We start from the raw sequence: 19,462 nt of genomic DNA on the forward strand, positions 1-19,462 counted from the left end.
GATATCTCCCTTGTACGTGGTGAATCAGGCCTGACCGGCATCCTGATAGAAACGCTCGCCCTGGCGGGCCATCTCGCGCAGCTTGCCAGTGGGGGCGTAGAGCGGCCCGAGTTCGGCGGCCAGCTCGTCGGCCTGGGCGACGAAGGCGTCCACACCCATGGCGTCGATATAGCGCAGGGCGCCGCCGCGGAACGGCGGGAAGCCGATGCCGTAGATCAGCGCCATGTCGGCCTCGGCCGGCGTGCCGACGATGCCATCTTCCAGGCAACGCACCGTCTCCAGGCACAGCGGCACCATCATCCTGGCGATGATCGTTTCGTCGGAGAAGTCGCGCTCGCCATCGGCCAGCTGCGCGACCAATTCCAGGGCGGCCTCGTCGACGACCTTCTTCGGCTTGCCCTTCTTGTCCTCTTCATAGGCGTAGAAGCCCTTGGCGTTCTTCTGGCCCAGGCGCTGGTGGTCGACCATCAGCTGGATCGCGCTCTTGCCGCCGGCGCTGCCCATGTCGGCCATGCGCTCAGGGAAGCCCTCGGCCATCACCTCGCCGGCATGCACCGCGGTGTCCATGCCCACCACGTCGAGCAGGTAGGCGGGGCCCATCGGCCAGCCGAAGCGCTCCATCACCTTGTCGATACGGCGGAAGTCGGCCCCTTGCGCCACCAGCTGGCTGAAGCCGCCGAAATAGGGGAACAGCACCCGATTGACCAGAAAACCCGGGCAGTCGTTGACCACGATCGGCGTCTTGCCCATCTGGCGAGCGTAGGCGACGGTGGCCGCCACGGCGGCGTCACCGGTCTTCTCGCCGCGGATAACTTCGACCAGCGGCATGCGATGCACCGGATTGAAGAAGTGCATGCCGCAGAAGTTCTCGGGGCGCTTGAGATGCTCAGCCAGGCGGGTGATCGAGATGGTCGAGGTGTTGGAGGCCAGCACGGTGTCCTCGCCTACCGCCTCTTCGGCCTCGGCCAACACGGCGCCCTTGACCTTGGGATTCTCCACCACGGCCTCGACGACCAGGTCGACCCCAGCGAAGTCGCCATAGGACAGCGTCGGGCGGATGTTGGTCAGCCGTTCGGCCATCTGCTCGACAGTGAACTTGCCGCGTTCGACCTGCTTGGCAAACAGCTTGCGGGCTTCCTTGAGACCCAGCTCGATGGCCTCGTCCTTGATGTCCTTCATCAGGATGGGCGTGCCCTTGGAAGCGCTCTGGTAGGCGATGCCGCCGCCCATGATACCGGCGCCCAGCACCGCGGTCCGCTCGACGGGGCGCGCCTGCTTGGCATAGCGACTGCCCTGCTTCTTGACCAGTTGGTCGTTGAGGAACAGGCCCACCAGGTTGTAGCAGACCTCGGTCCTCGCCAGCTTGGCGAAGGCCTTGGCCTCGATGGCCTGGGCTCGCTCCCGGGCCTCACCGGCGCCCTTCTGGATCACCTTGATGGCCTCGATCGGCGCCGGGTAGTGAGGACCGGCCTTGCCGGCCACGTAGCCCTTGGCGGTCTCGAAGGCCATCATCTGCTCGATGGCATCGAGCTTCAGCGGCGTCGTTTTCTCGGCGCGCCGCGCCTTGTGATCCAGTTCGCCGGCTCGGGCACGATCGAGCAGATCACGGGCCGCCGCGGCCAGTTCATCGCCGGGTACCACGGCATCCACGGCGCCCATGCGTAGCGCCTCGGCGGCCTTGTTCTGGGTGCCCCCGGCGATCCACTCGATGGCATTGTCGGCACCGATCAGCCGCGGCAGGCGCACGCAGCCGCCCCAGCCGGGCAGGATGCCAAGCTTGGTCTCGGGCAGGCCGATCTGAGCGGACTCGCTCATCACCCGGAAATCCGTCGACAATACCACCTCGCAGCCACCGCCCAGGGCCAGGCCGTTAAGCGCGGTGACGGTGGGAAACGGCAAATCCTCCAGGGCATTGAAGATACCGTGTACCCGCTCGAGCATGGCCAGGATCTCGTCCTCACCCTTTTCGAACATGGCGTGGAATTCGGTGATATCGGCACCGACGATGAAGGCCTCCTTGGCGCTGGCCAGGATCAGCCCCTCGACCCCCGGGGCCTTGCGAACCGCCTCCACCGCCTCGGCGAGTTCCTCGACCACCGACGCCGACAGCTTGTTGACCGACTCGTTCGCGAGGTCGAAGGTCAGGGTGGCGACGGCGTCGTCATCGCGTGCCACGGTGATGGCATTGCCTTGATAGATCATCCACGAATCTCCGTGCAGGAATTCATACGGCCGTTTGATTCGATCAGCTTGGGCCAGTCTGAGGATGACGTCAAGCCCTTCCCGACCGCCCCACGTGGCCCCACGTCGCCCCACGTCGCCCCACGGCGACTCCCACCACGACGCACGGCCTGCTAGGATGCGCCCATGACCGCCGACCGCCTGCTTCCTCCTCCTGACGCCCGCGCCTCCCGCTTCGAGGCCTGGCAACGCCGCCTGGCCCGCCTGGCCGAGCGCGCCCGCCCCTGGCACTGGCTGTGGCCGCCGGTAGCCTTCGCCGCCGGGATGGCGAGCTTCTTCCTGGTGGAGCGCCAGCAGTGGCTCGGCGCCGCCCTGGCGCTGGGCATGCTGGTGGCCTGGGTGCTACTGCTGTCGGAGAGCCTGATCGCCCGCTGGCTGACGAACCGCGGCTACCCCGCGCTGCCCCGCGGGATCACCACCTTCATCGCCCAGATGGTCCACCAGGAAACCCTGTTCTTCGCGCTGCCGTTCCTGCTGGCGACCACGGTGTGGAGCAGCGGCCAGCTGGTGTTCACGGTGTTGATGATGGGCCTGTCGCTGCTGTCGATCCTCGACCCGCTCTACTACCGCCTGGCCGCCCGACACCGCTGGCTGTACTTCGCCTTCCACGCCCAGTGCGTATTTCTGGTGGTACTGGTGACGTTGCCGACGCTGCTGCATCTGACCACCGGCCAGAGCCTGGCGATAGCGCTGATCGCCATGGTGATATTCAGCCTGCCGAGCCTGATGCAGCTGCTGCGCCCCCTGAACCTGGGACGCTGGCTGGCCATGCTGGCCCTGCTGCCGCTGCTTGCGGGCCTCGGCTGGCTAGGGCGGGCGTGGGTGCCGCCGGCCAGCCTGTGGCTATCGGGCTACGCCCTGTCGCCCTCCTTCGACGAGCAGGCTCGGGCACCCGAAGGGGGGCTGCGCCTCACTCCGGCGGCACTGACCGACCATGGCCTCTACGCCTACACGGCCATTCATGCCCCGCGGGGGCTGAAGGAGGAGGTCGTCCACGAATGGCGCCACGACGGCGAGCTGGTCGACCGCATCCCGCTGGAGATCCAGGGCGGGCGCGAGGAAGGCTATCGGGCCTGGACCCACAAGCGCCACTTTCCCGAGTCGCCGGCCGGCCGCTGGCGGATCGACGTGATGACCGCCAGCGGCCAACGCATCGGCGTGCTGCGCTTCCGGGTCAGCGACACGGCCGAACAGGCTACCCTGGCCGACGGCCACATCCAGCTTCCACCGGGGATCCCCGGCCTGGATCTACGTCGCTTGATCGCTCGCCCGGGACCCGAGTCCTGATGGCGCGCGACTTGCATTACACGCCACGGCTCCGGACAATCAACTCAGGCTTTCCCGTTCATGCAGAGTCCCATGCATCCCAACATCGGCTTTCAACTCTCTCGCTTGCCGCGCCTGTGGCGCGCCATCATCGACCGTCGCCTGGCCCCCGAGGGGCTGACCCAAACGCGCTGGGTCACCCTCTATCACCTGTGGCAGATGGGCGACGACCAGCCCCAGTGCGACTTGGCACGGACCATCGGCGTCGAGGCGCCATCGCTGGTCCGGACCCTGGATCAGCTCGCCGAGCAGGGGCTCATCGAGCGCCGCCCGTGCGACCAGGACCGGCGCACCAAACGCATCGTGCTCACCGCCGAGGCCATGCCTCTGCTCCAACGCATCGACGCCGTGGTCAGCCAGGCCCGCAAGGAGATGCTCGAAGGACTCTCCGGCGAGGAGGTCGCTCAGCTCAGCGAGCTACTGTCACGCATCGAGGCTAATGGGCTGGCGATCCAGGCCCGGGAAGAAGGCTAGGCTTCGCCAGGGCTCACCAGCCCACCCCCCCCCCGCGCTCAGGCGCGGGGGGCCCTCGGCCCGAGATGCGCCTCAGGACGGTCCGGACTCCCCGCCAGCCCCTCACGGAGCTCGGACATGTCATCGGACAGGGGCATGAAGGCTTGCACCTCCATCGACTCGTCCCACCACAGCACCAGGGCATCGTGTCCCGACTCCACCGCCACCGCGTCACCCGGCAACCTCGCCAGCAGCGCCTCGAAGTGCCGTCGCACGGTCTCGGGCATGGGGCGCAGCGGCTCCTTGCGCCATCTCCACCCCGCGACGAACGGCTTCAGGGCCTTGCTAGCCTCGGCGTCGCGAACCAGCATGAAGTCCGGCCCAGGACGCTGCGGGGGATAGACCCAGCGGTAAGCGGGCAGGCGATCGGCATCCTGATGCAGCGGAGAAGGCTCCAGGCGCACCTGAATGCCGGCCTGGACGGCGGCGTCGCGCAGCCGCATCGTCCTCTGCTGGCGTGGGCTGGGGCGCAGCCACATGGCGGGGGCGAAGACCAGCCCGACCACCACGACAATGATCAACCAGATCATAAGCGTTTTCTGTTCCTATCTTGATGCAAGTCGTTGTCTTGTCTCGTCGTGCGTCCTAGAGTGGAAGGCAGCTACTCATCTCGAACCCTGCCGGAGGCACTGCCATGAGCAACGAGTATCGTCACGTCCTGGTCGCCGTCGATCTGACCAAGGATTCTCACAAGGTGCTGGAGCGGGCGATGCAGATCGCCGACCGCAACCATGCCAAGCTCTCCATCATGCATACCCTCGAGCCCCTCGGCTTCGCCTACGGCGGCGACATCCCCATGGACCTGACCAGCATACAGGACCAGCTCGACGAGCATGCCAAGCAGCGCCTGGCGGAGATCGCCGACGCCCACGTCGACAAGGAGAATCAGCACGTAGTGGTGGGCATGCCCGACACCGAGATCCACCGCTTCGCCGAAGAACAGGGCGTCGACCTGATCGTGGTCGGCTCCCACGGCCGCCACGGCTTCGCCCTGCTGCTGGGCTCGACCTCTACCGGGGTGCTGCACGGCGCCAAGTGCGACGTTCTGGCGGTGCGCGTCGGCAAGGACGGCGAGGAAAGCGAGGAGTAAGTCTCCCACAGAGCGGTCCATGAGAAAGGCGCCCCCTCGGGGCGCCTTTCATGTGTCAGGCTTCACCGGCAGCCATCGCCTCCAGCTCCATCCACCGCTCCATGGCGACATCGAGCTCCGCCTGGCGGTCGCTCAGCGCCTGCAGCGTCTCGGTCACCGTGTCGTTGTCCTGCTGATAGAAGGCGGGATCGCCAACCTGCTCCTCGAAGTCGGCCACCGCCGCTTCCAGGCGCTCGATTTCCGCCGGCAGGCCGTCGAGCTCGCGCTGCAGCTTGTAGGATAGCTTGGCTCGCTTGGGCGTCGCCTTGGCCGCCGACGCCACATTCTCGCTGGCCGATGAGGCCGGTTCGCTCGCGGCCGAGACCTCCTCGGCCACCGGCTCCGCCCCCTGGCGGGCCGCGCCTTCCCAAGGTGCCGGGGGCAGCTTGCCGCCCTGGCGCACCCAGTCGTGGTAACCGCCCACGTACTCGCGCACGTAGCCCTGGCCCTCGAAGGCCAGAACGCTGGTCACCACGTTGTCCATGAAGGCACGGTCGTGGGAGACCAGCAGCAGGGTGCCCTCGAAGTCGAGCAGCAGTTCCTCGAGCAGCTCCAGGGTCTCCACGTCCAGGTCGTTGGTCGGCTCGTCGAGCACCAGCACATTGGCCGGCTGGGTGAACAGCTTGGCCAGCAGCAGGCGATTGGACTCGCCGCCGGATAGCGCCTTGACCGGCTGACGCACGCGCTCCGGGGTGAACAGGAAGTCCTGCAGGTAGCTCATCACGTGGCGGTCGCGCCCGCCCACGGTGAGCCGATCGCTGCCCTGGGCGACGTTGTCGTAGACGCTTTTCTCCGGCTCGAGCCCGGCGCGCAGCTGGTCGAAGTAGGCCACCTGCAGCTTGGTGCCCATGCGTACCTGGCCCTCGCTGGGCTCGAGCTCGCCGAGCAGGATCTTGAGCAGGGTGGTCTTGCCGGCGCCGTTGCGACCGATCAGGCCAATGCGATCACCGCGCTGCACCTCAATGCTGAGGTCGCGGATGATCGCTTCGCCGTCGTAATACTGGGAGACGTGGGACAGCTCCACGACTCGCTTGCCGCTGCGCTCACCGCTATCCACCGACAGGCTGACGCGGCCCTGGCGCTCGCGACGCTCGCCGCGGTCGCGACGCATCTGTTCCAGGGCCCGCACGCGGCCCTCGTTGCGGGTGCGCCGAGCCTTGATACCCTGGCGGATCCACGCCTCTTCCTGGGCCAGCTTCTTGTCGAACTCGGCGTTCTCGCGGGCCTCGACCTCCAGCTCGTGGATCTTCTGCTCCTGATACTTGGCATAGTCGCCGGGATAACGCCCCAGGCGGCCACGGTCGAGCTCGAGAATGCCGGTGGCCAGGCGCGACAGGAAGGCGCGGTCGTGGGTGATGAACAGCACTGAGCCGTTGAAGGCGGAGAGCTGCTCCTCCAGCCAGGCGATGGTATCCAGGTCCAGATGGTTGGTGGGCTCGTCAAGCAGCAGCAGGTCGGGCTCGGCCACCAGCGCACGGGCCAGGGCCACACGGCGGCGCCAGCCACCGGAAAGATCGGCCATGGCGGCATCCTCCGGCAACCCGAGCCGGGTCAATACCACGTCGATTCGCTGATGGAAGGACCAGCCGTCGATGGCCTCGAGACGGGTCTGCAGCTGGGCCATGCGCGCCATGTCGGGCTCGGCCTGCTGCACCAGATGGTGATATTCGGAGAGCAGCTCGCCGGCCTCGGGCAGGCCCTGGGCGACCACGTCGAAGATGGTCTCGCCGGATGCATCAGGCAGGTCCTGGGCGAGCACGCCGATCTTGAGGCCGGGCGCGCGCCAGATGGTGCCGCCGTCGGGCAGGTTCTCGCCCGACACCAGCTTGAGCAGGGTCGACTTGCCGGTTCCGTTGCGGCCCACCAGCGCCAGACGCTCGCCCTTCTCCAGCACCAGGTCGGCGCCGTCGAGAAGCACATGGGTGCCGTAGGCCAGTTGCAGCTGTTCCAGACGTAGCAGGGTCACGCATTCACCTCATCGTTCGATCAAGCCGCCAGTGTAACGCATGCCCGCCCCGACGTGGCCCCACCCCACCCTCCGCGGGTACAATGCGCGCCCGTTTCACGCGCGCTAGACGAACCGCCAACAGGAGAGCTTCGCCTTGGCCGACGCCACGCCCCCCTTCGACGACGTGCTGCCCGAGGCGCTGAGATTCCGTTCGCCGGCCCCGCTGGTGGACATCGGCGCCAACCTGACCCACGAGAGCTTCGCCCGCGACCTCGAGGCGACGATCCAGCGCGCCCGCGCCGCTGGCGTCGACACGCTGATCCTCACCGGCACCGACCGCGAGCACGCCGAGCAGGCCGTGACCCTGGCCCGCCGCTACCCGGGCCTGTACGCCACCGCCGGCGTGCATCCCCACGACGCCAGCCAGTGGAATGCCGAGCTGGAGGCCGCCATGCGCGAGCTGCACCGCCAGCCGGAGATCGTGGCGGTGGGCGAATGCGGGCTGGACTTCAACCGCAACTTCTCGACGCCGGCCGAGCAGCAGCACGCCTTCGAGGCGCAGCTCGCGCTCGCCGCCGAGAGCGGCCTGCCGCTGTTTCTCCACGAGCGTGACGCCGGGCCGCGCATGCGCGAGATGCTGCACGCCTGGCGCGACGACATCTCCCGCGCTGTGGTGCACTGTTTCACCGCCGACCGCGACACCCTCTACGGCTATCTGGACCTCGACCTGCACATCGGCCTGACCGGCTGGCTGTGCGACGAGCGTCGCGGCCACCACCTGCGCGAGCTGGTCGGCGCGATTCCCGCCGAGCGGTTGATGGTGGAAACCGACTGCCCCTACCTGTTGCCGCGCAATTTACCTGCCAAACTCAAGGGCAGACGCCACGAGCCGGCGCTACTGCCCTGGATCGTGCGCGAGATCGCCCACTGGCGCGGCGACACGGAAGCCGACCTGGCCCGCGCCACCACCGCCACCGCCCGGGCCTTCTTCGGCCTCGACGAGCCTGCCCGCGAGGAGGGGCACCAAGATGGATGATCTGCCTGCTTTCATTGCGATCGAGACCGGCGACGACGGCGACCTGCCGCTGTCCATCGCCTGGACCCTGCCGGACGGTCGCGTCAAGCACACCCTGATTCAGCCCGACGACGACTGGCTGGACGACGAGCTGGTCTCGCTGGGCGCCTACAGCCTGGAGGAGCTCTCCAGCATGGGCGTGAGCCCGCTGGACGTGATCCGCGAGCTGGAGACCGACCACTTCAACGCCACCCTCTACACCGCCGGCGTCGGCGACGACGAGGCGGCACTCTCACGGCTGTTCGACACCTACGGGCTAGACCCCTTCGTCGAGCTGGCCCCGGCCGAGAGCCTCTATACGGAACTGGCGCCCGGCGACTGGTCCCGGGCTCGCGGCGAGCTGTTCGGCGAACTGGGGCTCGAGCCGCTGCGCCCCGAGGAAGAGATCCAGGTGATGCTGACGCTGCACCAGCGGCTCAACGGCGACGAGCTGTAGGGAGCTTCGCCTGCCTCAGGCGGGCTCGGCCGCGGGCGCCTTGCGGCGTTCGAGACACGCCAGGCCCGCCGCCACGGCCGCCTCGAGTGAGGCGCCCTGCCGATAGAAGGCCGTCAGGGTGGAACGGAAGGCCTCGGCCCGCACCGGCAGGCCTTCCCGCTCGTAGCGCACCGCCCGCGCCGCGACCCGCTCGGCGAAGCCCTCGCGGTCGACCTCCACCTCGCCCAGGTTGTCCACGCTGACCTGGAAACGATGCCCGCAGGCCGCGGCGAACAGGCGCTCCAGCGCCTGGGGCGCCACTTCTACCGCCTCGAAGTCGCGCTGCTGCTCGGCATCGCGCCCATCGGGCAGGTACCAGTAGCCGTAATCCTCCAGCTCGCGACGACGCTCGCCGGCGATGCACCAGTGGCTGATCTCGTGCAGCGCGCTGGCGTAGAAGCCGCGGGCGAAGATCACTCGATGCCAGGGCGTCTGGGCATCGGCGGGCAGGTATAGCGGTTCGTCGCCGCCGCGCACCAGGCGGGTGCGGAAGGTGGGCACAAAGAGGCCGTCGAACAGGGCGATGACATCCTCGAGGCGGTGGCTCACGCGGGCTCCGGCAGGGTCGTGAATGGGCGGCACAGTATAGCGAGGCCGCCCCAAAGGCGAAAACCACCGAGACGGTAGTATGGCCCTCACTCTCCAGCGACCTCATCGGCCGGCGGGATGTTCTGGTTGCGGTGGAAGACGTGGCTCGGCCCCCAACGCCGCTTGAGCGCCCTCGGACGGTCATGGGTCGCTTCACCATAGGCCGCGCAGAGCCTGGCCTCGCCCTCGTCGCCGCTGAGGACGTTGACGTAGGCCCCGCCGGTGGCGAAAGGCGCCAGGGTGGCGAACGCCTCCCGCGCCCAACCGGTCTGTCGATGGTCCTCCTCGGGATCGCGCCAGCGGGCTGGGTGTTCACGACCCAGCCGGCGCGGCGGTGTGGATAGGCAGTCGATGCTGCATCTCGCCTGGCGATCTCACCGCCCAGCGACAGCATGCCGATGGACGACTCGCTCCCTGGCATGCGGTCGGCCTGGACGCACAGCGTCTCGATGGCCTCCCCGCTCAGGTCGTCGAGGTAGTGCCCCTTCCAGTCGTTGCGCGCTCCGGTGCCGGTGGCGTCGAACATCGACTGAAAGGCGACATAGGGGCGACGGGCCGCGCCGTCGCCAAGCGGCCGACCGATCTCGCGCAATGACGCCAAGGCTTGCTCACTACGCGTCGGCTCGCCACTGTGGATCATCGCCCCGTGGTGGGACTCTCGGCGGTGCCAAGGGCCCGCACGATCAGCGCCGGGCGTCGATCGATCATGGCATTCCAGACCGTCCGTGCCTCCCCGTATCCCACCTCGTCCGACACCCTGATGGCACCGGTCGAATAGGTCGTCACGCTCAGCCGGGCGGCGCCGGCGGAATGTTGTGATTGAGCCGGAACAGGTTGCCGGGGTCGACGCGCGCCTTGAGGCGGGCCAACCGATCGTAGTGCTGACGATAGTTGTCCGTCACCCGGTGGCCATCGTCGTCGGCCATGAAGTTGACGTAACCGCCGCCGTCGGTATGGGGCCGCAGGGCATGATAGTAGTCCCGCCCCCAAGCGATGTTCCTCTCGCTGTCCGCGGGGTCGGTCCAGCTCGGGCCCAGCGCCGTGGCAAAGTCGGCGTCGCGATAAGCGAAGGCGGTGGCGTCGGCCTCGATTCGGCGGCAGGCGCCGTCGAGGGGGAATAGCAGGGTCGCCGTTTCCGCGCTGGGCAGGCGCGCACCGAAGTCCAAGTGCACCGCGATCGCTTCGTCCGAGGGCGGTCCCGAGAAGCAGCCCTTCCAATAGTGATGCAGCCCCGGTGGCAGCAGCTCGTCGAACAGGGTATTGATGACCGGATAGGGCATGCGCTGCAGGGCCTGCCCCACGATCTCGCCAAGATCGGCCAGCCACTCGCCGACCCAGGCGTCTTCTGCTTCCGGCCCGCTCCAGCAGCTCAGCACCGCCACCATCGGGCGGCCGTGCCAGGCCTCGGGCAGGAACGGTAGCGGCGGCCCCGAGGTGATGGCCAGCAGCGCGCCCAGGGTCTCCGGCGCCTCGCCGATCCGCTCCCGGTAGCGGCGAATGACCTCGCCGTCGAGCGGATAGAAGGTCGGTCCGCCGAGGATGTCGGGTACTTCGTGAAGACGATACTCGAAGTCGATCACCACGCCGAAGTTTCCGCCGCCACCGCGCAGCGCCCAGAACAGCTCTGCGTTGGCATCCTCGCGGCAGGTCAGGCAGTCGCCTTCCGCCGTAACGAGGTCGGCGGCGATCAGGTTATCGCAGCTCAGGCCAAAGCGACGGTTAAGATAGCCGAGCCCACCGCCCAAGGTCAGGCCGGCGATGCCGGTGGTGGACACGATGCCGCCCGGCGTCGCCAGCCCGAAGACCGCCGCGGCCCGATTCAGATCGGCCCAGGTAGCGCCGCCGCCCGCGCGCAGGGTGCGCGCCTCGGGATCGATCCGGCAGTCATTCAGGCCGCCGAGATCAAGCACCAGGCCGCCGTCGCAGGTGCCGTAGCCCGCCACGCTGTGTCCGCCGCCGCGCACCGCCAGCGAGAGTCCGGTGTCGCGGGCGACCGCCAGCGTGGCCGCCACGTCGGCCACCTCCGCCGCCTGCACGATCAGCGCAGGGTGACGGTCATGCAGCGCATTGTAGACCCGTCGCGCCGCGTCGTACTGCTCATTATGCGGGCGTATCAGGCGCCCTTGCAGGCGTGTTGCCAGCGCCCGGGCAGCCGCCTCGGCCCGCTCCGGTTCGCCCCGCCCCGTGGCATCGACATCGTACTCGTTCATCTCACACCTCCCGGCACCGCGCGCCTGCGGATGGTGGATGACGGCCGTCGTCGCGGCCCCCTTGTCTTAGGTATAGCGTCGATCGCCACGCGCAGCATGGCGGCGCCACGCCGAGGAGCCTGCTAAACTGGCGCGTTCCCCCGCCTGCATGGAGCACGGGGCCACCCTGGCATGGAGCTTACCCTTGGCCCAGTTCATTCCCCAATTGATCGCCGCCTCGCGCACGGAAACTCGTCCCCTGATCCGCCTGGCCCTGCCCATCTGCGGTGCCCAGCTCGCTCAGGCCGCCATGAGCACGGTAGACGTGATGATGACCGGCCGCCTCAGCGCCACCGACCTAGCCGCCGTCTCGGTGGGCTCGAGCCTGTGGGTGCCGCTGATGCTGTTCATGACCGGCACCCTGATGGGCCTTACCCCGGTGGTGGCCCAACTGCTTGGCGCCGGCCGCCGCGATGGCATTCGCATCCAGGTACATCAGGCGCTGTGGATCGGCATGGCACTGGGCATCATCGCAGCCGGGCTGCTGTGGACGACGGTGATGCCAGTGTTCCAGCTGATGGAGGTGCCTCAGGCGGTGGCCGAGCGTGCCGCAGGCTATCTGGCCGCGGTGGCCCTGGGGATGCCCGGCGTGGGGCTGTTCATGGCACTTCGCGCCTTCTCCGACGGCATGAACCACACCCGACCCGCACTGTGGATCAGCCTGCTGGGGCTGGCCGTCAACATACCCAGCAACTATCTGCTGATCTACGGCGGCGCGGGCCTGGAGGCCTTGTTCGGCGATTGGCTGCCGGCCCCGGTAACGAACCTACCGGCGCTGGGTGCCGTGGGCTGTGGGCTGGCCACCGCGCTATCGATGTGGGTGATGTGCCTGGCCATGATCGCCTACACCCGCCGTAGCCGCGCCTACGGCGATGTTGCGCTGTGGCACTCGCCCACACCGCCGCGACTTCGGCCGATCGGCGAGCTGCTCTACGTGGGAATGCCCATCGGGGTGGCGATCTTCGTGGAGGTGACGCTGTTCACCCTGATCGCGCTGTTCATCGCCAGCCTCGGCGAGGTCACCGTGGCCGCTCACCAGGTGGCGCTGAACTACACCAGCCTGCTGTTCATGCTGCCACTGTCGCTGGGCATGGCGCTGACGGTGCGGGTTGGCAACACCCTGGGGCAGGGACGCCCCGAGGCCGCTCGCCTGGTGGCATGGAACGGCATTCTGATCGCCCTGGGCGTGGCGTTGCTCAACTGCCTGCTGCTGTGGTTCACCGCGGAGCCGGTGATCGGCCTCTATACACACGATCCGGAGGTGACTCGCATCACCCTGTCGCTGGTGGGCCTGGCCATGCTCTATCAGATCTCCGATTCGCTGCAGGTCAATCTCGCCGGCGCCCTGCGCGGCTACAAGGACACCCGGGTGATCATGCTGATCACTCTCGTCGCCTACTGGCTAGTCGGCCTCGGTGGCGGCCATTGGCTCGGCGACCACGGCCTGCTCGACCAGCTGGCACCGCTCGGGGTCTATGGTTACTGGATCGGCCTGGTGGCCGGCCTGACGGTGGCCGCCCTGCTGCTGGGCGAACGCTTGAGACGACGGAGCAAGGCAATCGCGGATGGTGACCTGGAGATCCCCCTCTCATCGGAATAAACGTCGCCACCATCAACGAGGCCGGTGGTGGCTGCTTGGCCTGATCGCCAGCCTGATGGCCGGTTGTGGCGAGGGGGCCGGCGAGGCCCTGCTCGGCGACTATCAACAGCGCCTGGCCGCTGCGCTGGACTTGGCGCCCCCGGCCAAGGCCCGTCCGACCAATATCGGCGACTTCCCCGAGCCGGACGCCCGGCTGTTCGCCATCCCCGAGACCCGCGAAGCACTGCTGGACGTGTTCGCCCTGCGCGGCTGCCACATTGCCAACCTGGTCGCCGGGCGCAACAACCAGCTGGGCAAGGTGGCGCCCCCCAGCCAGCGCTGGCTCTACGAGCTGACCCTGTGGCGCCGGCTGAGCGGCTGCTGGAACACCGAGGTTCCGGCCACGCTCAGCGACAACGACAGGGCCAGGCTGGCACGCCTCACCAGGCTAAAGACCGACCAGCTCCCCAGGGCAAGCTGGAACGCCCTGTTTGCCTCGAGCGAATGGGTCGGGAGCTTCTCCCGGGCCAGCTCGCCGCTGCCGCCGGATGCCCTGCCCGAGGTGGATGTTCAACTGCCTGCGCTGGCCTATCTGCGTGAAGCGACCCTTCACCAGTTCGACCGACGCTGGGAGGCAGACTCTGCCACCCTGGAGGGATACCTCAAGACACTACAGGAACGCCCGCTGACCGCGGAGCTACTGCGTGCACTGATGCTCGCCGAACGGCGCCTGGCGGAGGCCTCGCGACTGCTCGAGACGGCGCAGCAAAGCAACGCCTGCCCTACTACACCGGCCGGCCTGCCACCCTTCTCTGGCGACACGCGGCTGGTGGCCTGGCTGGACCACCTCGAGCTCGCTTCGAAGCGCTGGTTATCGGCCATCCATCGCCTGCTCGACGCCCAGCTGATTTCCCCTCGACCGGCCATCGTGATCTACCGGCACCGCTGGCTGTCGCTCGAGGATCCACGGGCGCCCTGGCCCGCTCTGGTGGCGGCCCGACAACAGCATCGAGAGTGGCGCGCCAGCCTGATTCGGCACTGCCGCTGACAACCAAGGCTTAACCTTGGTCACCAGTCTGTGCTATTGATGGGGTGACAGTGACGTTGAGCGCTGCCGACCGGCCCCGAGGGCCAACGCCGTGACCAAGCCGCCGCTGGAGGGACTACATGGGGATCCCGCTGTCACCTCGCCCCGCCCAGGTCATCGACCTGGACGCCATGCGCCAACGCCAGCAGGCTCGTAAACGCCTGATTCGCCTTGCTCCCGAGCTCGATGGCCTGGAGATGGTGTACCATCTGCCCGACGAATCCGATGCCTACTTCGGCATGCCCCTGCTGGCCTGGGGGCTGCGTGAGGACGGCGAAGTCGTCGGCCTAGTTCCCTGGATGGAGCATCTGACGCCCTGCCAGGTGCTCGACGATCCCGAGCATGGCCGCTTCATCGGCTATCGCGACCCGGAGACAGAGGAGCTGTTCGAGCTGCCTCCCGATCACAAGGTCATGGAACTCGAGCAGGCCGCCGCCTACTTCGAGTACGAAACGACCGACGAACCCACGTTGATCCAGCAGCTGCCCGATACCCAGGGCACCCACGCCCTATGCATGGACGAGGGCGACGCCCCCTGGCAGCTCAAGCAGATCTTCGGCTGGCGGCTTTACAGCGATGGCGCCGTGGAGGCCCTGCTGGCCGACGAGCACCTGGTCGACTCGACGCCGATTCTGCTCGGCGACGCCTGCCTCTATCCCGGGCACAGCCGCCACCGGGTGGTCTACTTCTTTCAACGCCAGATCGCCAACCGCATCCGGCGCGAGGACCCCGCCACCTTGGAGGCCCTGGCCTTGATGGTCATGCCGGAGTCATCCGAAGACTGAAGGAGGGATCGTCCCCGCGTCAGCCCAGGCGGATAAAGTAGAGATACTGGCCATCCGTTTCTCGCTGGGCCAGCAGTTCGTGCCCCAGGAAGCCGCAGAACTTGGGCACGTCGCGGGTGGTGGCCGGGTCGCTGGCGATCACCTTGAGCACTTCGCCCGGCTGCATGTCACGCACCTTGTTGTGCATCAGCATGATCGGCTCGGGACAGTAGAGCCCGGTGGTATCGAGCTCGGCATGGCAGGTCGGCAGGGAATCCGTGGAGTCAACCATCGATGAGTTCGCCTCGAAACGCAGCAGTGAGTGGGGAGTGAGTGGATGATCAAGATTCTTATCGAACGTCGTATCATGCCCGGGCTGGAGGCAGAATACGAGGCGGTTGCCCGGGAGGCCATGCGACAGGTGCTTGGTGCCCCGGGGTTCGGCGGCGGCGAGAGCCTGACCGAGCAGGGCCATGACGACCGGCGCCTGGTGATCACCAAGTGGCGCGACCTCAACGCCTGGAAAGCATGGCGCGACAGCGAGCAGCGCGCACGGGTCATGCAGGATCTCTACCCGCTGCTGACCGAGGAAGAACGCGTGCGCGTCTTCGCGCCCAGCTACTGACCGGCGAGGCCCCACCTCAGTTCAACAGCCGCACGTGGACCGTCACTTCCTCACGGTCGTGGTAGAGGTGGCGACAGGCGATCTCCGCCTGGACGCCGGCTTCTTCCAGGGCCTGGTCCAGGCGGGCTAACCCTTCCGACACGGCCTCCCAGCGCCGTTTCATGGGCAGCTTGAGGTTGAACACCGCCTCCCGGCACCAGCGCTTCACCAGCCAGCGTTCGACCATGTCGATCACCCTCGCGGGCTTGTCGACGATATCGCAGACCAGCCAATCCAGCCTCGCTGGCGGCGCCCACACGAAACCATCTTCACGCAGATGCTCCACCAGCCCGGTCGCCATCAGCCGGCGATCCATGGGGCCGTTGTCGATGGCGAACACCTGCATGCCGCGATGAACCAGTTGCCAGGTCCAGCCTCCAGGCGCCGCGCCCAGGTCGGCCGCCTGCATGCCCTCGGCGAGCCGCGTCTCCCACTGGTCCCGCGGGACGAATTCATGCCAGGCCTCTTCAAGCTTGAGGGTCGAACGGCTGGGCGCATCACGGGGCGCACGCAGCCGGCGGATACCGCCGAGCTGCTCGCTGCGATTGCCCGGAAAGCTCATGCCGAGCTGGACCCGGTCGCCGTCGGTCCACAGCAGGTGCAGACGCCGTCCTCCCGCCTTGCGACGCAGGGCACCACGCTTCTTGAGGGTCGACTCGAGCGGCCGCCGGAGCGCCTTGATCAACCCGGCCAGCGCCTTGGCCTCGTTGGTGTCCGGGGTCTCCTGCCACAGCGACTCGAAGCTCCAGCCACTGGCCAGTACCTGCTCGACGATCGGCGACAGCCGGTCCTCCCGGGAGAGACCTTCTAGAGGTTCAAGGGCCACCAGGCTTTGACGGGCGAAGACCAACGTCTCCAGGGACAGTGCGCGATGCAGGACATTGGCAGGACGCTCGTCGGTCAACACGAAGCGGACATGGCCGGCATGGGGCTCGGCCAGGGGATAGCCCTGCCAGCCCAGCATGGCTGACTTGGTGGCGACCTCACCGGCAAGATCAGGCTCGAATCCGGGGCGGCAATAGAACAGCAACTGCTGGGGGATCATGTGGCCTCCTGTGAAGGCCCGCCAGTCTAGCCGGGGGATACGAGGCTCACAAGCCGTGTATGCCCTCGTCCTCTTCGTCGACTGCAGCCCTGCTGGTAGCCCGGTCACGGCTCCAGTTCTCGATGTCCTGCAACTGTACATTCAGGGCGTTGGTCGAGATCTTGACCTCCCAGAGGGAGAAGACCAGCGACACCGACAGGCTGATCAGGCTGACCCCGAACAGCAGCATGCCGAGCAGCTTGAGAGACAGGAAGAGCGCGAACATCGAAAGCGTGCAGAGCAGGAAGCTGAACACGCCCGCCATCTGCATGCGTTTGGTCAGGGTGATCCGCTTGCGCAGCATCATGATCTGTCGGCGGGCCACCTCATCGCGCTCCTCGTCGGCGAGTTTGCGAATCAGCTGAGCCAGCGTCAGAAAGCGATTGGTGTAGGCCAGCAGCAACAGAGAAATGGCCGGGAACAGCAGGGCCGGTGTGGTCAGCGTCAAGGGAGCCCCCTTCATTATTAGACTTTGGTCGCATTATACGCGATTCGTCACGCTCAACCGAGCCCCCCCGACGCACCGGCCCCGAACGGGTTGTCCAAGGCCGGCGGATAGCTTCCTGTTCACTCCCTCAGGCGTCGCTAGGAGGTTTTCGTGCCACGCGCCGATGACGCCTGAGCAATGATGCCCTGTTCTCGTGCCATGGCGATGGCCGCCTGAGGTCCGGTCCAAAGCGAAGGCAGCAGCACCAGTGACACCGGAATGGCGGTGATCACGATGAACTGCTGCAGCGCGCCAATCTGCCCGGCCCCCATGTGCAGCAGGATAGCCGCCATCAGCGCCATGGCGATTCCCCAGAAGGCCCGGACGCTAGCGTCAGGGGCATCGTGGCCCGCCCCAACCACCGAGATCGCGTAGCTCATCGAGTCGCCGGTGGTGGCCACGAAGATGGTGGTCAACAGCAGGATGGCCAGCGCCATCACCGGCCCGCCCGGCAGCGCCTGAGCCACGGTCAGGGTAGCGACATCGAACTGGAAGTTCTGCAGCGCCTCGGACAGATCGATGGCGCCGGTCAGCTGGTAGTGGATGCCCGAGCCGCCCAGCAGCGTGAACCAGACGGTGGTGGCGATCGGGGCCATCACCGCCACGGCCAGGATCATCTGCCGAATGGTGCGACCGCGAGAGATGCGCGCCACGAAGATCGCCATCAGCGGTCCGTAGCCGATGAACCAGGCGAAGAAAAACACCGTCCACCACTGCATCCACCAGGCCGGCGCAGTCTGGGAGGTCATGGTGGCCATGGTGAAGAAGGAGGTGAGATACTCGCCGAAACCCTGGGTGAAGGCATTGACCAGAAAAGCGGTGGGCCCGAACAGGATGATGACCGCGGCAATGACCAGCGCCAGGATCACATTGAAGCGACTCAGCCACTGGATGCCGCGATGGATACCGGTCATCGCCGAGGCGACGTAGACGGCTCCCAGGGCAACCAGGATCACCAGTTGGGTTGTATAGCCTTCCGGCAACCCGAACAGCTCATGCAATCCGAAACTGACCTGGGTGGCCAGAAAGCCGATCGGGCCCACGGTACCGGCTACAACGGCGATCACGCACAGGGCATCCACCAGGCTGCCCAGCCACCCCCGCGTGACACTCTCACCAAGCACCGGCGTGAGCAGGGTGCGCGGCTGCAGCGGCAAGCCGCGTCCGTAATGAGCATGGGCCAGCACCACCGCGGTCAGCGATCCAAGCACTGCCCAAGCCAGGAAGCCCCAGTGCATGAAGGATTGTGCCAGGGCACCGGCGATGGCCTCAGGCGTGCCGGGTTCGGTGTCGAAGGCCGGCGGCGTCACCACGAAATGATAGACCGGCTCTCCGGCAGCGAAGAACACGCCGCCCCCAGCCAGCAGGGTGCACATGATGATCGATAGCCACTTGAAGGTGCTAAGCTCGGGACGTTCAAGGTTGCCAACTCGGGCACTGGCCGCCGGCGATGCGACCAGGCCCATGGCTACAAGAAAGGTCAGCAAAAGCAGCCACTGGAAATAGCTGCCCAACGTCTTGGCGGTCCAGGCGAAACCGGCGGCAATCCCTTCGGCCACCATGTCGACGTCATACAGCGACAGAGCGACGAAACCCAGTATGAAGCCGATGCTCACACCGAGCACCAGGGGGTCTCCCAGGCGACTCTGGCCGGCGGGCTTGGACATCGTCGAGTTGGCGTGATCTTGACTCATGCAGTACTGTCGGCCGGAGATGGCCGCGCTCTCCTCTATGCTGGAAATGTGTCTTGATGGAAAAAGTGGCTTGATGGGAAAAGTGTCGATATCCGCCATTGCTGACGTGCAAAGGAACCAACCGGACTCATCGACCACGCCACGCCGATGTGCATCATCGGACGGAAATGCCGGAAGCTGATACGAGCAACGGGAAGGCCGCTTGGAAAGGCTGACTTCGAGGCAATATACCCGGGGGGTAGTCGCTGAATGACGCGATGAGAATATCGAAATGAAAAGCCCCCGGGTTCTGTTGACCCCGGGGGCTTTTCGATTTCGAAGATGTACCTGCCGATGATCGGGCTCGACTTCCCGGCCCGCCACGCCGCCTGTCACGCGGCTGTCGTTCAGGTATGAAAAAACCCCGAACCTTTCGGTCCGGGGTTTTCTCGATATAGATGCCTGACGATGACCTACTCTCGCATGGGAACTCCCACACTACCATCGGCGCTGAGCGGTTTCACTGCTGAGTTCGGCATGGGATCAGGTGGTTCCCGCACGCTATGGTCGTCAGGCGAAA

Annotated in this window: 19 protein-coding genes and 1 rRNA gene; 9 read left to right on the forward strand and 11 right to left on the reverse strand. The window is 66.9% G+C overall.

What is annotated here, in order from left to right:
- Window positions 1–24: 24 nt before the first annotated feature.
- Complete coding sequence (fadB, locus tag ACGTN6_RS18555) at window positions 25–2,202, reverse strand: fatty acid oxidation complex subunit alpha FadB (protein ID WP_394594445.1); 2,178 nt, start codon at window positions 2,200–2,202, stop codon at window positions 25–27.
- 165 nt (window positions 2,203–2,367) lie between these two features.
- On the opposite strand from fadB, the gene ACGTN6_RS18560 reads away from it, so the two are divergent.
- A complete protein-coding gene (locus tag ACGTN6_RS18560) occupies window positions 2,368–3,528 on the forward strand; it encodes a DUF5924 family protein (protein ID WP_394594446.1) in 1,161 nt (386 codons plus the stop codon).
- A gap of 72 nt (window positions 3,529–3,600) precedes the next feature.
- Complete coding sequence (gene slyA, locus ACGTN6_RS18565) at window positions 3,601–4,041, forward strand: transcriptional regulator SlyA (RefSeq protein ID WP_394594463.1); 441 nt, start codon at window positions 3,601–3,603, stop codon at window positions 4,039–4,041.
- A gap of 38 nt (window positions 4,042–4,079) precedes the next feature.
- Here slyA and ACGTN6_RS18570 read toward each other — a convergent pair whose 3' ends face one another.
- Window positions 4,080–4,610, reverse strand: a complete 531-nt coding sequence (locus ACGTN6_RS18570; RefSeq protein ID WP_394594447.1) for a preprotein translocase subunit YajC — start codon at window positions 4,608–4,610, stop codon at window positions 4,080–4,082.
- Window positions 4,611–4,714: 104 nt separating this feature from the next.
- On the opposite strand from ACGTN6_RS18570, the gene ACGTN6_RS18575 reads away from it, so the two are divergent.
- Window positions 4,715–5,170, forward strand: coding sequence for a universal stress protein (locus ACGTN6_RS18575; RefSeq protein ID WP_394594448.1), 456 nt, complete (start codon window positions 4,715–4,717; stop codon window positions 5,168–5,170).
- A gap of 55 nt (window positions 5,171–5,225) precedes the next feature.
- On the opposite strand, the gene ACGTN6_RS18580 is transcribed toward ACGTN6_RS18575, so the two are convergent.
- Complete coding sequence (locus ACGTN6_RS18580; protein WP_394594449.1) at window positions 5,226–7,175, reverse strand: ATP-binding cassette domain-containing protein; 1,950 nt, start codon at window positions 7,173–7,175, stop codon at window positions 5,226–5,228.
- Window positions 7,176–7,311: 136 nt separating this feature from the next.
- On the opposite strand from ACGTN6_RS18580, the gene ACGTN6_RS18585 reads away from it, so the two are divergent.
- Both ACGTN6_RS18585 and ACGTN6_RS18590 read left to right on the forward strand, forming a co-directional pair.
- The gene (locus tag ACGTN6_RS18585; RefSeq protein ID WP_394594450.1) at window positions 7,312–8,193 is read left to right on the forward strand and encodes a TatD family hydrolase; all 882 of its coding nucleotides are present in this window, start codon (window positions 7,312–7,314) and stop codon (window positions 8,191–8,193) included.
- Window positions 8,186–8,668, forward strand: a complete 483-nt coding sequence (locus tag ACGTN6_RS18590; RefSeq protein ID WP_394594451.1) for a hypothetical protein — start codon at window positions 8,186–8,188, stop codon at window positions 8,666–8,668. Before ACGTN6_RS18585 ends, ACGTN6_RS18590 begins: the two co-directional genes overlap by 8 nt.
- A gap of 15 nt (window positions 8,669–8,683) precedes the next feature.
- Here the strand turns inward: ACGTN6_RS18590 and ACGTN6_RS18595 are convergent, their stop codons facing one another.
- The 3 genes from ACGTN6_RS18595 to ACGTN6_RS18605 form a co-directional block, all read right to left on the reverse strand.
- Window positions 8,684–9,256: an elongation factor P hydroxylase gene (locus tag ACGTN6_RS18595; RefSeq protein ID WP_394594452.1), complete on the reverse strand. Its 573-nt coding sequence runs from the start codon at window positions 9,254–9,256 to the stop codon at window positions 8,684–8,686.
- A gap of 86 nt (window positions 9,257–9,342) precedes the next feature.
- Complete coding sequence (locus ACGTN6_RS18600) at window positions 9,343–9,648, reverse strand: BBE domain-containing protein (protein WP_394594464.1); 306 nt, start codon at window positions 9,646–9,648, stop codon at window positions 9,343–9,345.
- 435 nt (window positions 9,649–10,083) lie between these two features.
- On the reverse strand, window positions 10,084–11,505 hold the full coding sequence (locus tag ACGTN6_RS18605) for an FAD-binding oxidoreductase (RefSeq protein ID WP_394594453.1): 1,422 nt from the start codon (window positions 11,503–11,505) through the stop codon (window positions 10,084–10,086).
- Between the two features lie 184 nt (window positions 11,506–11,689).
- Here ACGTN6_RS18605 and ACGTN6_RS18610 point away from each other — a divergent pair, with 184 nt between their 5' ends.
- From ACGTN6_RS18610 to ACGTN6_RS18620, 3 genes are all read left to right on the forward strand, one after another.
- A complete protein-coding gene (locus ACGTN6_RS18610; RefSeq protein WP_394594454.1) occupies window positions 11,690–13,144 on the forward strand; it encodes an MATE family efflux transporter in 1,455 nt (484 codons plus the stop codon).
- The gene (locus ACGTN6_RS18615) at window positions 13,110–14,171 is read left to right on the forward strand and encodes a DUF3080 family protein (protein ID WP_394594455.1); all 1,062 of its coding nucleotides are present in this window, start codon (window positions 13,110–13,112) and stop codon (window positions 14,169–14,171) included. The genes ACGTN6_RS18610 and ACGTN6_RS18615 overlap by 35 nt, the downstream gene beginning before the upstream one ends.
- Before the next feature lie 119 nt (window positions 14,172–14,290).
- Window positions 14,291–14,995: a hypothetical protein gene (locus ACGTN6_RS18620; protein WP_394594456.1), complete on the forward strand. Its 705-nt coding sequence runs from the start codon at window positions 14,291–14,293 to the stop codon at window positions 14,993–14,995.
- 19 nt (window positions 14,996–15,014) lie between these two features.
- Here ACGTN6_RS18620 and tusA read toward each other — a convergent pair whose 3' ends face one another.
- Window positions 15,015–15,266 carry a sulfurtransferase TusA gene (gene tusA, locus ACGTN6_RS18625; RefSeq protein ID WP_394594457.1) on the reverse strand — a complete coding sequence of 84 codons (252 nt, stop codon included), beginning with the start codon at window positions 15,264–15,266 and terminating at the stop codon, window positions 15,015–15,017.
- A gap of 45 nt (window positions 15,267–15,311) precedes the next feature.
- Between tusA and ACGTN6_RS18630 the strand changes: the two genes are divergently transcribed.
- Window positions 15,312–15,599 carry an antibiotic biosynthesis monooxygenase family protein gene (locus tag ACGTN6_RS18630; protein ID WP_394594458.1) on the forward strand — a complete coding sequence of 96 codons (288 nt, stop codon included), beginning with the start codon at window positions 15,312–15,314 and terminating at the stop codon, window positions 15,597–15,599.
- A 16-nt stretch (window positions 15,600–15,615) separates the two neighbouring features.
- Here ACGTN6_RS18630 and rlmM read toward each other — a convergent pair whose 3' ends face one another.
- From rlmM to rrf, 4 genes are all read right to left on the reverse strand, one after another.
- On the reverse strand, window positions 15,616–16,683 hold the full coding sequence (gene rlmM / locus ACGTN6_RS18635) for a 23S rRNA (cytidine(2498)-2'-O)-methyltransferase RlmM (protein WP_394594459.1): 1,068 nt from the start codon (window positions 16,681–16,683) through the stop codon (window positions 15,616–15,618).
- 46 nt (window positions 16,684–16,729) lie between these two features.
- On the reverse strand, window positions 16,730–17,170 hold the full coding sequence (locus ACGTN6_RS18640) for a DUF2721 domain-containing protein (protein ID WP_394594460.1): 441 nt from the start codon (window positions 17,168–17,170) through the stop codon (window positions 16,730–16,732).
- A 137-nt stretch (window positions 17,171–17,307) separates the two neighbouring features.
- Window positions 17,308–18,903 (reverse strand): BCCT family transporter, encoded by a 1,596-nt coding sequence (locus tag ACGTN6_RS18645; RefSeq protein WP_394594461.1) that lies wholly within the window; start codon window positions 18,901–18,903, stop codon window positions 17,308–17,310.
- A gap of 439 nt (window positions 18,904–19,342) precedes the next feature.
- A 5S ribosomal RNA gene (rrf, locus tag ACGTN6_RS18650) occupies window positions 19,343–19,457 on the reverse strand.
- Window positions 19,458–19,462: the final 5 nt, after the last annotated feature.

This window comes from Halomonas sp. B23F22_20 (assembly GCF_043496985.1).
In the GTDB taxonomy this organism is placed as follows: domain Bacteria; phylum Pseudomonadota; class Gammaproteobacteria; order Pseudomonadales; family Halomonadaceae; genus Halomonas.

What these genes read in the sequence shown, in the direction of transcription:
- fadB (WP_394594445.1), bottom strand. Translation starts at nt 2,202, where the DNA reads ATGATCTATCAAGGCAATGCCATCACCGTGGCACGCGATGACGACGCC.
- ACGTN6_RS18560 (WP_394594446.1), top strand. Translation starts at nt 2,368, where the DNA reads ATGACCGCCGACCGCCTGCTTCCTCCTCCTGACGCCCGCGCCTCCCGC.
- slyA (WP_394594463.1), top strand. Translation starts at nt 3,601, where the DNA reads ATGCATCCCAACATCGGCTTTCAACTCTCTCGCTTGCCGCGCCTGTGG.
- ACGTN6_RS18570 (WP_394594447.1), bottom strand. Translation starts at nt 4,610, where the DNA reads ATGATCTGGTTGATCATTGTCGTGGTGGTCGGGCTGGTCTTCGCCCCC.
- ACGTN6_RS18575 (WP_394594448.1), top strand. Translation starts at nt 4,715, where the DNA reads ATGAGCAACGAGTATCGTCACGTCCTGGTCGCCGTCGATCTGACCAAG.
- ACGTN6_RS18590 (WP_394594451.1), top strand. Translation starts at nt 8,186, where the DNA reads ATGGATGATCTGCCTGCTTTCATTGCGATCGAGACCGGCGACGACGGC.
- ACGTN6_RS18605 (WP_394594453.1), bottom strand. Translation starts at nt 11,505, where the DNA reads ATGAACGAGTACGATGTCGATGCCACGGGGCGGGGCGAACCGGAGCGG.
- ACGTN6_RS18615 (WP_394594455.1), top strand. Translation starts at nt 13,110, where the DNA reads ATGGTGACCTGGAGATCCCCCTCTCATCGGAATAAACGTCGCCACCAT.
- ACGTN6_RS18620 (WP_394594456.1), top strand. Translation starts at nt 14,291, where the DNA reads ATGGGGATCCCGCTGTCACCTCGCCCCGCCCAGGTCATCGACCTGGAC.
- tusA (WP_394594457.1), bottom strand. Translation starts at nt 15,266, where the DNA reads ATGGTTGACTCCACGGATTCCCTGCCGACCTGCCATGCCGAGCTCGAT.
- ACGTN6_RS18630 (WP_394594458.1), top strand. Translation starts at nt 15,312, where the DNA reads ATGATCAAGATTCTTATCGAACGTCGTATCATGCCCGGGCTGGAGGCA.
- rlmM (WP_394594459.1), bottom strand. Translation starts at nt 16,683, where the DNA reads ATGATCCCCCAGCAGTTGCTGTTCTATTGCCGCCCCGGATTCGAGCCT.
- ACGTN6_RS18645 (WP_394594461.1), bottom strand. Translation starts at nt 18,903, where the DNA reads ATGAGTCAAGATCACGCCAACTCGACGATGTCCAAGCCCGCCGGCCAG.